The organism is Streptomyces sp. NPDC001787 (assembly GCF_040297465.1).
GTDB lineage: Bacteria > Actinomycetota > Actinomycetes > Streptomycetales > Streptomycetaceae > Streptomyces.
This window is the reverse complement of record NZ_JBEOZE010000061.1, coordinates 1-11,840: the sequence shown is the minus strand read 5'-3', so window position 1 is coordinate 11,840 and position 11,840 is coordinate 1. Positions and strand designations below refer to the sequence as shown.

Annotated in this window: 11 protein-coding genes; 9 read left to right on the top strand and 2 right to left on the bottom strand. The window is 71.6% G+C overall.

Annotated features, from left to right (window positions below; genetic code table 11):
- Positions 1–211 precede the first annotated feature (211 nt).
- From ABT170_RS40275 to ilvD, 3 genes are all read left to right on the top strand, one after another.
- Complete coding sequence (locus tag ABT170_RS40275; protein WP_329943037.1) at positions 212–1,021, top strand: sugar phosphate isomerase/epimerase family protein; 810 nt, start codon at positions 212–214, stop codon at positions 1,019–1,021.
- Positions 1,018–1,785, top strand: coding sequence for a TetR/AcrR family transcriptional regulator (locus tag ABT170_RS40270; protein ID WP_351876165.1), 768 nt, complete (start codon positions 1,018–1,020; stop codon positions 1,783–1,785). Before ABT170_RS40275 ends, ABT170_RS40270 begins: the two co-directional genes overlap by 4 nt.
- A gap of 119 nt (positions 1,786–1,904) precedes the next feature.
- Complete coding sequence (gene ilvD, locus ABT170_RS40265) at positions 1,905–3,755, top strand: dihydroxy-acid dehydratase (protein WP_329943009.1); 1,851 nt, start codon at positions 1,905–1,907, stop codon at positions 3,753–3,755.
- A 220-nt stretch (positions 3,756–3,975) separates the two neighbouring features.
- Here the strand turns inward: ilvD and ABT170_RS40260 are convergent, their stop codons facing one another.
- On the bottom strand, positions 3,976–6,138 hold the full coding sequence (locus tag ABT170_RS40260; protein ID WP_351876161.1) for a serine/threonine-protein kinase: 2,163 nt from the start codon (positions 6,136–6,138) through the stop codon (positions 3,976–3,978).
- 124 nt (positions 6,139–6,262) lie between these two features.
- Here ABT170_RS40260 and ABT170_RS40255 point away from each other — a divergent pair, with 124 nt between their 5' ends.
- The 5 genes from ABT170_RS40255 (at position 6,263) to proC (ending at position 9,807) form a co-directional block, all read left to right on the top strand.
- Complete coding sequence (locus tag ABT170_RS40255) at positions 6,263–6,622, top strand: SH3 domain-containing protein (RefSeq protein ID WP_329943011.1); 360 nt, start codon at positions 6,263–6,265, stop codon at positions 6,620–6,622.
- 19 nt (positions 6,623–6,641) lie between these two features.
- Positions 6,642–7,157 (top strand): hypothetical protein, encoded by a 516-nt coding sequence (locus ABT170_RS40250; RefSeq protein WP_351876168.1) that lies wholly within the window; start codon positions 6,642–6,644, stop codon positions 7,155–7,157.
- 64 nt (positions 7,158–7,221) lie between these two features.
- Entirely contained in the window at positions 7,222–8,109 is an 888-nt protein-coding gene (locus tag ABT170_RS40245; RefSeq protein WP_351876158.1) for an ABC transporter ATP-binding protein, read from the top strand.
- Positions 8,106–8,933, top strand: coding sequence for an ABC transporter permease (locus tag ABT170_RS40240; protein ID WP_351876155.1), 828 nt, complete (start codon positions 8,106–8,108; stop codon positions 8,931–8,933). Before ABT170_RS40245 ends, ABT170_RS40240 begins: the two co-directional genes overlap by 4 nt.
- Before the next feature lie 64 nt (positions 8,934–8,997).
- Complete coding sequence (gene proC, locus ABT170_RS40235; protein ID WP_329943014.1) at positions 8,998–9,807, top strand: pyrroline-5-carboxylate reductase; 810 nt, start codon at positions 8,998–9,000, stop codon at positions 9,805–9,807.
- A 40-nt stretch (positions 9,808–9,847) separates the two neighbouring features.
- Here the strand turns inward: proC and ABT170_RS40230 are convergent, their stop codons facing one another.
- Positions 9,848–10,435 (bottom strand): cysteine hydrolase family protein, encoded by a 588-nt coding sequence (locus ABT170_RS40230; protein WP_329943015.1) that lies wholly within the window; start codon positions 10,433–10,435, stop codon positions 9,848–9,850.
- 74 nt (positions 10,436–10,509) lie between these two features.
- Here ABT170_RS40230 and ABT170_RS40225 point away from each other — a divergent pair, with 74 nt between their 5' ends.
- The gene (locus tag ABT170_RS40225) at positions 10,510–11,499 is read left to right on the top strand and encodes a GlxA family transcriptional regulator (protein WP_329943016.1); all 990 of its coding nucleotides are present in this window, start codon (positions 10,510–10,512) and stop codon (positions 11,497–11,499) included.
- The last annotated feature ends 341 nt before the right edge of the window (positions 11,500–11,840 follow it).

Sequence of the window (11,840 nt, the reverse complement as noted above, 5' to 3'; positions counted from 1 at the left end):
CATCGAGGACGCGATCGACGCCCTGGGGTGAAGTTCCGCAATTTTCCGCCACCTCGTTGAGGACGGAGCGGCGGCCTCCGTAGCGTCGAACGACAGCCTTACCGGCGCCCGGCCGGGGCCCCGTCCACCTCATGGCCCTGGTCACTTTCCGCCGGTGACCCTCGGCGGGGCGTACCACTGCCCGTACGCTGTCCAAGTGGCAGAACCAGTGGTGCGCATCCCCGATGCGAAGGTCGCCCTGTCGACGGCCTCGGTCTATCCGGAGTCGACCGCGACGGCCTTCGAGATCGCCGCGCGCCTGGGGTACGACGGGGTCGAGGTCATGGTCTGGACCGACCCGGTCAGCCAGGACATCGAGGCGCTGCGCAGGCTCTCGGACTATCACCAGGTCCCGATCCTCGCCGTGCACGCGCCCTGTCTCCTCATCACCCAGCGGGTCTGGTCCACCGATCCCTGGGTGAAGCTCCAGCGGGCCAGGGCAGCCGCCGAGAAGCTGGGCGCGTCGACCGTCGTCGTCCACCCGCCGTTCCGTTGGCAGCGCAACTACGCCCGCGACTTCGTGACCGGCATCTGGCGCATGGCGGACGAGACCGATGTGCGGTTCGCCGTCGAGAACATGTACCCGTGGCGCTACCGGGACCGGGAGATGCTCGCGTACGCCCCCGACTGGGACGTCACGAACGACGACTACCGCCACTTCACGGTGGACCTCTCGCACACCGCGACCGCCCGCACCGACGGGCTGGCGATGGTGGACCGGATGGGCGACCGGCTGGCCCATGTCCACCTCGCCGACGGCAAGGGCTCCAACAAGGACGAGCACCTGGTCCCGGGCCGGGGCGACCAGCCCTGCGCGGAGCTGCTGGAGCGGCTGGCCCGTACCGCGTTCGACGGCCATGTCGTCATCGAGGTGAACACCCGCCGCGCCATGTCCTCCGCCGAACGCGAGGCCGACCTCGCGGAGGCGCTCGCGTTCACCCGCCTCCACCTGGCGTCGTCCGCGCAGGCCCCCCGCACGTGACGGCCAGGACACCAGCGACGCCCGAAACGCCAGGTACACCCACGACACCAGGTACACCAGGTACACCAGCGACACCGGACACACCCGAGAAGCCGAAGGCACAGAAGAAGCCGACGAAGCCCGAGAAGCCCACGGAACCCGAGAAGCCCGAGAAGCCGGAAACCGCCCCCCGCCGCCGAGGCCGCCCCTCCCGCACGGCCGGGGCGACCGGCCCCGACGCCCGTACCCGCATCCTCGAAGCGGCCCGTACGGAGTTCGCCGAGCGCGGCTACGACAAGACGTCGATCCGGGGCATCGCCAGGGCGGCGGATGTCGACGCCGCGCTGGTCCACCACTACTTCGGCACCAAGGACGAGGTCTTCGCCGCCGCCATCGAGGTCTCCTTCGAGCCCGCGCTGGTCATCCCCTCGCTGCTCGGCGGCCCGGTGGACGGTCTGGGCGAACGGCTGGCCCGCTACTTCATCTCCGTATGGGAGAACCCGGCCACCCGGGCCCCGCTCCTGGCGGTCATCCGCTCGGCGCTCACCCATGAGGCGGCGGCGGGCATCCTGCGCGGCTTCGTCCTGCGACGGCTGCTGGAGCGGATCGCGGCGGAACTGGACGTACCCGATCCGACCTTCCGGGCGGAGCTGGCCGCCTCGCACATGGTCGGCATCGCGATCCTGCGTTACGTGATCAAGGCGGAGCCGCTGGCCTCGGCGGACCCGGAGAAGATCATCGGGATGGTGGCGCCGACCCTGCAGAGATATTTCACGGAGGCCTGACCCCCTCCAGGGACCCGTCCGCCGTGAGAATCACATCCCAGGATCCGGACATCGTGTCCAGATCTTGGAGCCGAGGCGTACGCTCGGAGACAGTCTTTTCTGTCGAAGGAGCGAGCGCGATGCCGCAGCTGAGGTCCCGCACTGTCACCCACGGCCGCAACATGGCGGGCGCCCGCGCCCTTATGCGGGCGTCGGGCGTAGCGAGCGAGGACATCGGCAAGCCGATCATCGCGGTGGCCAACTCGTTCACCGAGTTCGTCCCCGGCCATACCCACCTCGCCCCGGTCGGCCGGATCGTCTCCGAGGCGATCAAGGCCGCGGGCGCCGTGCCCCGCGAGTTCAACACCATCGCCGTGGACGACGGCATCGCGATGGGCCACAACGGGATGCTCTACAGCCTCCCGTCGCGCGACCTGATCGCCGACTCCGTCGAGTACATGGTCGAGGCGCACTGCGCCGACGCGCTGATCTGCATCTCCAACTGCGACAAGATCACGCCCGGCATGCTGATGGCCGCCATGCGCCTCAACATCCCGACGGTCTTCGTCTCCGGCGGCCCGATGGAGGCCGGCAAGGCGACGCTCGTCGACGGCACGGTCCGCAAGCTCGACCTGGTCAACGCGATCAGCGACGCCGTCGACGAGAGCATCTCCGACGAGGACATCCTCCGTATCGAGGAGAACGCCTGCCCCACCTGCGGCAGCTGCTCCGGCATGTTCACCGCCAACTCGATGAACTGTCTGACCGAGGTCCTCGGCCTCTCCCTCCCCGGCAACGGCTCCGTCCTCGCCACGCACACCGCCCGCAAGGCGCTGTACGAGGAGGCAGGCCGCACGGTCGTGGAGATCACCAAGCGTTATTACGAGCAGGACGACGAGACGGTCCTGCCCCGCGCGATCGGCACCCGCGCCGCGTTCGACAACGCGATGGCGCTGGACATCGCGATGGGCGGCTCGACCAACACGATCCTGCACCTGCTCGCCGCCGCCCAGGAGGCGGAGCTGGCCTATGACCTCGACGACATCAACGAGGTCTCGCGCCGCGTCCCCTGCCTGTCGAAGGTCGCTCCGAACGTGGCCCCCGGCGGTACGTACTACATGGAGGACGTCCACCGGGCGGGCGGCATCCCCGCTCTCCTCGGCGAGCTCCACCGCGCGGGCCTGCTCAACGAGGAGGTGCACTCGGTGCACTCCGACACCCTCGCGGAGTGGCTGAAGAACTGGGACGTGCGCGGCGGCTCCCCGTCGCCGGAAGCCGTCGAGCTGTGGCACGCCGCCCCCGGCTGCGTCCGGTCCGCGACCGCCTTCTCCCAGTCCGAGCGCTGGGACACCCTCGACCTGGACGCCGCGGGCGGCTGCATCCGCGACCTGGAGCACGCGTACTCCAAGGACGGCGGCCTCGCGGTCCTCAAGGGCAACCTCGCCGTGGACGGCTGTGTCGTGAAGACGGCCGGCGTCGATGAGTCGATCTGGACCTTCGAGGGCCCGGCGGTCGTCTGCGAGTCGCAGGAAGAGGCCGTCGACAAGATCCTCCGCAAGGAGATCAAGGAGGGCGACGTCGTCGTCATCCGCTACGAGGGCCCGCGCGGCGGCCCCGGCATGCAGGAGATGCTCTACCCGACCTCGTTCCTCAAGGGGCGCGGCCTCGGCAAGAGCTGTGCGCTGGTCACCGACGGCCGCTTCTCCGGCGGTACGTCGGGCCTGTCGATCGGCCACGCGTCGCCGGAGGCGGCATCGGGCGGCGCGATCGCGCTCGTCGAGGACGGCGACCGCATCCGTATCGACATCCCGAACCGGTCCATCGAGCTCCTCGTCGACGACGCCGAGCTGACCGTCCGCCGCGAGGCGCTGAACGGCGTCTACGCCCCGAAGAACCGCGAGCGCAAGGTCTCGGCGGCGCTGCGGGCGTACGCGGCGATGGCGACGAGCGCGGACCGGGGCGCCGTGCGCGACGTCTCCAAGCTCGGCTGACCCGAGGACCGGCCCGGCAGCACCCCACAGAGGCCCGCTGCCACGCACCTGCGCGTGGCAGCGGGCCTCTGTACGTGTCCGGGGACCGGGCCACGCACACCGGCGGGCGTCCCGGACACATACGGGGCGGGCGTCCCGGTCACATACGCGTGCGGGTCCGCCTCCGTCACCGGCTCTGCGGGTTCTGCCCTCCGCCACCGGCTCCGCGGGTCCCGCCCCGTCACCAGCTCCGCGGGTCCCGACCGTCGACGGCGAACACCGACCCGTCAGGGGCCGTACCCACCACGATCCGCCCCGCCACCACGGGTGCGGGCAGGGCCGACGCGTAGGTGAGCCTGCCTTCCCGCAGCCGGGCGGGGGTCTGCCCCGCCAGCGCTCCCCGCCCGGTGTCGACGGCCAGCAGCCGCCCGTCCGCCGCGGAGAAGTACAGCTGTTCGCCCGGCCCGAGGACGGGCGCCGAGGCCCGGCCGACGCCCGTCTCCAGCCGCCACCGTTCGGGTTCCGTCCGCGATTCCGTGTCGATGGCGAGCAGCGTTCCTCCCCGGGCGAGGAGATACGCGGTACCGCCGCCCAGTACCACCTGCGGATCGTTCAGCCGGAAGGGCAGCTCGATCCGGGCCAGGGCGCGTGCGTCGGGGTCGTAGCGGACGAGCGCCACGGTCTCCGAGTCCCCGTTCATCGCCGTCAGGACGAGCGAACCGTCAGCGCTGCCGGCCGGAGTGAGCATCCCGTCCAGCCGCCGCTGCCACGCCGTCCTCCCCTTCGCGCCGTCGAGGGCGGTGACGAGGGTGGTCGAGCCGGAGGGCGAGTGCTCGAAGGCGTAGGCCAGCCCGGACGCCGTGTCGTAGGCGGCGAAGTCGGGGCGCGTGTGCCCGCGGACCGGGTGCTCCCAGCGGGCCTTCCCGGTCGCGCCGTCCAGCGCCTTCACCGTGCCGTCGTCCGCGACCAGCAGCAGCGTGTCACCCGCCGCGAACGGGGCGTCCGGGTACGCGGAGACGTCCGTGTCCCGGACCGGCGTGCCCTCGGCCGGGTCGTACGTACGCAGGGTCCCGCCCGCGTCCGCGCTGTGCACGAGACCGCCCGAGACCACGGGCGGCCAGGCGGTTCTCCGCGTCGCGCCCCCCGCTGCGGCGGCCGGGTCCGACCAGAGCACGCGGCCGTCCACCGGGTCCAGGCGCGCGGTGCCGGCCCCGGCCGCCGCGCAGTAGATGCCCGAGCCCGCCGAGGCTTCGGAACCAGCGGCCGGGCCGCTCCCGTCCGCGGAGCAGACGGGGGTGGCGCTTCCGGCGGTCCGCAGCGGGGTGTGCCACGGTGCGAACGCGGCCTTCCTCCCGGCCTCCGGCGTCCTCGGTCCGGTGGCGCCGCCCCACAGCTCCGACGCGGCCACACCCGCCCCGGTCACCAGCACGAGCAGCGCGACGGCCGCCGCCACGAGCCGGCCGCGCGGCCGGCGCCGTACGACGGCCGGTGGCACGGCCCGTACATGCGTCGTGGGCCCGTCGTCCGCCGCCACGGTCACCGGCCGGCGCTGCGCGGGTATGAACGCGGCGGCCTCGTACGACGGAGGGTGCAGCGCCGCCATGATCTCGTCCGGCGTGGGCCGTTCGGCCGGGTCCTTGGCCAGGCACCGGCCGACCAGCGGCGCGAGATCACCGGGCACCCCGGCGAGATCCGCCTCGTCGTGCACCACCTGGTACGCCACGATGTACGGGCTGTCCGAGTCGAAGGGACCGCTGCCCGTCGCCGCGTGGACCAGCACGGCCCCCAGCGCGAACACATCGGCGGCGGGGCCGACCTCGCGAGGCCGCTGGAACTGTTCGGGCGCCATATAAGGGGGCGAACCGATCAGCTTGCCGGTCTCGGTGCGCAGATCGCTGTCGTACGGCCGGGAGATCCCGAAGTCGATGACCTTGGGCCCGGAATCCGAGAGCAGGACGTTGCTCGGCTTGAGATCGCGGTGGATGACCCCGGCCCGGTGGATGTCGCGCAGGGCCTCGGCGAGCCCGGCGGTCAGCCTGCGCAGCTCTGCGGGGGCCAGGGGCCCGTTCCGCTTCACCTGCTCGGCGAGGGTGGGGCCGGGTACGTAGAGGGTGGCCATCCACGGGCGTCCGGCTGTCGGATCGGCGTCGACGACCGGCGCGGTGAACGCCCCGCTCACCCGGCGCGCCGCCGCCACCTCCTGCCGGAAACGCGCCCGGAACTCGGGGTCCGCCGCATACGGCCCGTGCACCACCTTGACCGCCAGCTGGAGCCCCGAGGCGGAGCGCGCCAGATGCACGACACCCATGCCGCCCGATCCGAGACATGCCTCCAGCCGGTACGTTCCGGCGTACTCCGGATGCTCCGCTTCCGGATTGGCTCCGGTCTCTCGCAGCGGCGGCATCGCCCACCCCCGTGTGTTCGTCCGCAAGCGCGACGCACGGAGCCTAGTCGATGGTGCGTACGAGCGGCGTGGGGCTTGTTAGCCTGCGCGTCGTAGTCATCGTTTCTCGACGGGGGAGGCCCTCATGGGCGTTGAAGAGCAGAGCACGGCCACCGCGGATACGGCCGTGGACACGGTGGTGGAAGAGGCGGTCGACACGGACGGAGCGGCCTCCGTAGAGGCGGCCTCCGACGATCTGGCCAAGTACCCGATCGCACCGGGCTACCGCGTCAACGTCCGGGTGGGACCGGGGACCAACTACCGGATCGTCCGGACCCTTCCGTACGGGATGAAGGTCCCGATCTACTGCCAGAAGCCGGGGGAGCGGGTCACCGGCCCGTACGGCACGTCGAACCTCTGGGACAACATCGCCAACGGACAGTTCGTCGCGGACGCCTACGTCCACACCGGCAGCGACGGCTACGTCGCGCCGCGCTGCGACTGAAACCGGCCGCCCGGGGATAATCGACCCCGTGAGCGAGAACACTGAAGCATCCGGCCCGCAGCCCGAGCCCATCCGTTTCTTCGGTACGACCTGGGTCGACCACGACGGGGGTTACGGGCTGCGGCGCGTCGGTGTCGCGGCCGGTTCGCTCGCCGCGGCGGTCGCCGCCTGCTTCGTACTGCGCTTCGCCTACCAGGGCCTGGAGATCGCGGAGGTCGGCAGCTTCGTCGGGATGCTGGTCATCCTGATGTTCGGCATCTGCAGCGCCATCGCCTTCCGCAAGACCTGGGAGGGCTTCGGCTCCCGCCCGGCGGACCCGGGCCGCGAGGACAATCTCCGCGGCCTGAAGTCGATCGGTTTCATCGGCTCGCTGCTGGCTTATTTCTTCCGCTCGCTGCTGGAGGCGCCCGGCGAGAAGCTCCGGCGCACGGAGTACGAGACCGCAGCCGCCCAGTACGCGAAGCGCCGCTCGTCGCGCACCGGGAACCCGGCGGCCCGCAGGACGGCCAAGGGCAAGCGGCCCAGGAACCGCTGACTCCTCCGCGACTCCCCGTGCGATGCCTTGACGGGGGAGATCCGCCGGACCCAAAATTCAACACATGGCGAATTGCGAGCGGGGCGAGGAGCCGGACCCGGCACCGACTGCGGAACCGGCACCGACCACGCAACCCCCGCCGACCACGCAACCGGCACCGGCTCGCGCGCCGGCTCACGCTCCCCCCGCCGTGGAAGCCCGCTCCCTCACCGTCGTACGAGGCGACCGCACCGTTCTGCGCGACCTCGGCTTCACGGTCGAACCCGGCAGGATCACCGGCCTTCTCGGCCCCTCCGGCTGCGGCAAATCCACACTGATGCGCGCCGTGGTCGGCACCCAGGCCAAGGCCACCGGCACGCTCGACGTCCTCGGGCTCCCCGCGGGCCACCCCGCGCTGCGCCCCCGTATCGGGTACGTCACCCAGGCGCCGTCCGTGTACACCGACCTCACCGTCCGGCAGAACCTCGACTACTTCGCGGCCGTCCTCCAGCCCGGCCGCGCCCGGCGCGAAACCCGGCGGGAAGCCGTCACCCGGGCCATCCGGGACGTCGACCTCACCGCCCGTACCGACGCCCTGGCCGGCACCCTCTCCGGCGGCCAGCTGAGCCGCGTCTCCCTCGCCGCCGCCCTGCTGGGCACGCCCGAACTCCTGGTACTCGACGAACCGACAGTCGGACTCGACCCCGTACTCCGCCGCGACCTGTGGAACCTCTTCCACACCCTCGCCGCCGACCGGGGCACCACGCTCCTGGTCTCCTCCCACGTCATGGACGAGGCCGAACGCTGCCACCGTCTGCTGCTGATGCGCGAGGGCGGGATCCTCGCCGCGGGCACACCCGAGGACCTGCGCCGCCGCACCGGCTCGGAGACCGTCGGGGAAGCCTTCCTCCACCTGGTCGACCAGGCAGCCGCAGCCGCCGCGACCGCCCCCGGCGGGGAGGCCACCCCATGACCCCCGACCGCTCCGCGCTCCCCGGCGGCCCCGCGACACCCACCCGCCCCGCGGAACCCCTCCACCCCGCGGCCCCCTCCCGCTTCCTGACCCCGGCCCGTACGACCGCCACCGCCGCCCGGGTCCTGCGCCAGCTCCGTCACGACCCGCGCACCGTCGCCCTGCTGCTGCTCGTCCCGGTCCTGATGATCACGCTGCTCCGGTACGTCTTCGACGGCAGCCCGCGGACCTTCGACTCCATCGGCGCCTCGCTGCTCGGCATCTTCCCGCTCATCACGATGTTCCTGGTGACCTCGATCGCCACCCTGCGCGAACGCACCTCGGGCACCCTCGAACGCCTCCTCGCCATGCCGCTCGGCAAGGGCGACCTGATCGCGGGCTACGCCCTCGCGTTCGGCGCCGTGGCCGTCGCCCAGTCCGTGCTGGCCACCGCGCTCTCCGTCGGGGTGCTGGGCCTGGACGTCATCGGCTCACCGTGGCTGCTGCTCCTGGTCGCGCTGCTCGACGCGCTCCTGGGGACGGCGCTCGGCCTGTTCGTCTCGGCGTTCGCGGCCTCCGAATTCCAGGCGGTCCAGTTCATGCCGGCGGTGATCTTCCCGCAGCTCCTGCTCTGCGGCCTGTTCACCCCGCGCGACCGGATGCACCCCGTGCTCGAAGCGATCTCCGGCGTACTGCCCATGTCGTACGCCGTCGACGGCATGAACCAGGTCCTGCGCCACACGGACATCACCGCGGACTTCGTCCGCGACATCGCCGTCGTCGCGGGCTGCGCGCTCCTCGTGCTCTGTCTGGGCGCGGCCACCCTCCGCCGCCGCACGGCCTGAACCACCGGTGCAAGGATGACGAGGACGACCGACCAGCACAGAGCACCGCCCGGAGGGTGAACGCATGACCCAGACAGTCGCAGTCCTCGGCACCGGCAAGATCGGCGAGGCCCTGCTCAGCGGCATGATCCGGGCGGGCTGGCGCCCCGCCGACCTGCTGGTGACCACCCGTCGCTCCGAGCGCGCGGAGGAGCTCCGCACGCGATACGGAGTCGAGTCCGTCACCAACGCCGAAGCCGCCAAGAGCGCCGACATCCTCATCCTCGCGGTCAAGCCCCAGGACATGGGCAGGCTCCTGGACGAACTGACCCCCCACATCACCGCCGACCGGCTGGTGATCAGCGCCGCCGCGGGCATCACGACCGCGTTCATCGAGGACCGCCTGACCGCGGACACCCCCGTGGTCCGCGTCATGCCCAACACCCCCGTCCTGGTCGACGAGGGCATGTCCGTCATCTCGGCCGGCAGCCACGCCACCACCGCGCACCTCACCACCGCCGAGGAGATCTTCGGCGGCGTCGGCAAGACCCTCCGGGTCCCGGAGTCCCAGCAGGACGCGGCCACCGCGCTCTCCGGCTCCGGACCGGCGTACTTCTACTTCCTCGTCGAGGCGATGACCGACGCGGGCATCCTCCTCGGCCTGCCCCGCGCCCAGGCCCACGACCTCATCGTCCAGGCCGCCATCGGCGCCGCGGTCATGCTCCGCGACAGCGGCGAACACCCGGTCAAGCTCCGCGAGGCCGTCACCAGCCCGGCCGGCACCACCATCAGCGCCATCCGTGAACTGGAGAACCACGGAGTGCGCGCCGCGCTCATCGCCGCACTGGAGGCGGCCCGCGACCGCAGCCGCGAGCTGGCCTCCGGCAACGGCTGACAGCCGAAGGGACACCGGCCCGTCGGCGCGGGCCCGCCCGTCAGACCGCCACCGCGGCCACCAGCTCCTGGCTCTCCACGACCTGTGCGAACCCACCGCCGTGCAACGACACGGCGGTGGCCCGCGCCAGCTCCTCCGCGCCGAGCGTCCACCCCCAGGGCCCGACCCCGTCGAAGGTGTACGTGGCGTCGAGCGCGAAGAACACCCCGTACCCCAGGTTCCCGGCCATCCGCGCCGTGGTCTCCGCGCACATATTGGTCTGGATCCCGGCCACCACGATCTGCCGCACCCCGGCCTCCCGCAGCCAGGCGTCCAGATCGGGCGTCCCGTAGAAGGCGGAGTTCACCGACTTCGCCACGAACAGCTCACCCCCGCGCCCCTTCCCGCGCCGCTCCTCCACATACGGCTTGAAGTCGTTGCCCGGGTACCCGGGCCGCAGCGGCGAACCGGGCTTGTCCGAGTCGTGCCGTACGAAGACGACGGGCCGCCCGCTCGCCTGCCACGCGTCGATCAGCTCCGCGATGTTCCGGTCCGCGTCCGGGTTGTTCCGGGCACCCCAGTACGCCTCCTCCTCGAACCCCTCCTGGACGTCCACCACAACCAGCGCCGCGTTCTCCGTGATCTCCATGCCATCGATCCTCCACCGCCCGGCCCTCATCGCCCAGGCGTACGAAAGCCATCGACCGATGGTTTACTGCCACGATGCGCATCGCACTCGTGGCGTTCCCCGGCATCCGGGCCTTCGACGTCTCCGTCATCACGGAGGTATGGGGAGTGGACCGCACCGACCGCGGGGTCCCCGCCTTCGACCTGCGCCGCTCCGCCGCCGACCCGGCCCCGATCCCCCTGCGCGGCGGTCTCAGCCTGACCCCCGACCGCACCCTGGCCTGGCTTTCCCGGGCGGACCTGATCGTGATCCCCGGTCTGGACGACCATCTGACCCCGGCCCCGGCGCCGGTCCTCGCAGCACTGCGACGGGCCCATGGCAGCGGCACACCGATCGCCGCCCTCTGCGGGGGAGCGTTCACCCTCGCGCAGGCGGGGCTGCTCGACGGCCGCCGGGCAGTCACCCACTGGAACCTCACCGGTCTCCTGCGTATCCACCACCCCCATGTCACCGTCGTCCCGGACGCCCTGTTCCTCCACGACGACAACCTCTGGACGTCCGCGGGCACCGCGGCCGGAATCGACCTCTGTCTCCACCTCGTCCGCACGACCCACGGCGCCGAAGCGGCGGCGGCGATCGCCCGGTCGATGGTCACCGCCCCGTTCCGCACCGGAACCCAGGCACAGTTCATCGAGCACCCCACCCCGCACGAGGACCGCGACGCCGACGCCCTCGCCTCGGTACGCGCGTACGCCCTGACCCGTCTGGCCGAACCGCACTCGGTCGCCACCCTCGCCGCCCGCGCCGGCATGTCCCCGCGCTCCTTCGCCCGCCATTTCCAGGCCACCACGGGCACGACCCCGCTGCGCTGGCTGATCACCCAGCGCATCGCCGCAGCTCAGAAGCTCCTGGAACGCACTGACCACCCCCTCCCCGAGGTGGCCCGCCGCACGGGCTTCGGCAGCGAGATCACCATGCGCCAGCACTTCGCCGCCCACCTCTCCACCAGCCCCCGCGCCTACCGCCTGGCCTTCCAGGAGTCGCCCCCCAGGCCCGGGGTTGACACACCTACCCCGGATCCGTAGTGTGCTCCGAGTTGTCCGACGTGAGCGCCGACCCCGGTCGGTCCCCGGACAGCCATTCCGCAGTAACCACGACAAGCGAGCGACTCCGTGTCGCGCTGCTTTTCGTGCGCATTCGCGAAATGAGGAATCCGCGTTCGAAGGAACGCACCCCGATTAGCGTCGGAGCCCAGGATTCCGCTAAAGTCTCACTCGTCGGAACGGCCCAACGGCCGGGAAGACAAGCCCCGCTGACTGGGAATCAGGCCTGAAAGGATCTGATAGAGTCGGACTCGCCGGAAAGGGAAACGCGAAAGCGAAGAACTGGAAAGCGAAAAAAGTTTGACCCGCTTCGACCGGGAATC

Excerpts from the sequence above, each read along its gene's own strand:
- ABT170_RS40260 (WP_351876161.1), bottom strand. The coding sequence starts at position 6,138 with ATGCCGCCGCTGCGAGAGACCGGAGCCAATCCGGAAGCGGAGCATCCG.
- ABT170_RS40240 (WP_351876155.1), top strand. The coding sequence starts at position 8,106 with ATGACCCCCGACCGCTCCGCGCTCCCCGGCGGCCCCGCGACACCCACC.
- ABT170_RS40225 (WP_329943016.1), top strand. The coding sequence starts at position 10,510 with ATGCGCATCGCACTCGTGGCGTTCCCCGGCATCCGGGCCTTCGACGTC.
- ABT170_RS40245 (WP_351876158.1), top strand. The coding sequence starts at position 7,222 with ATGGCGAATTGCGAGCGGGGCGAGGAGCCGGACCCGGCACCGACTGCG.
- ABT170_RS40255 (WP_329943011.1), top strand. The coding sequence starts at position 6,263 with ATGGGCGTTGAAGAGCAGAGCACGGCCACCGCGGATACGGCCGTGGAC.
- ilvD (WP_329943009.1), top strand. The coding sequence starts at position 1,905 with ATGCCGCAGCTGAGGTCCCGCACTGTCACCCACGGCCGCAACATGGCG.
- ABT170_RS40230 (WP_329943015.1), bottom strand. The coding sequence starts at position 10,435 with ATGGAGATCACGGAGAACGCGGCGCTGGTTGTGGTGGACGTCCAGGAG.
- proC (WP_329943014.1), top strand. The coding sequence starts at position 8,998 with ATGACCCAGACAGTCGCAGTCCTCGGCACCGGCAAGATCGGCGAGGCC.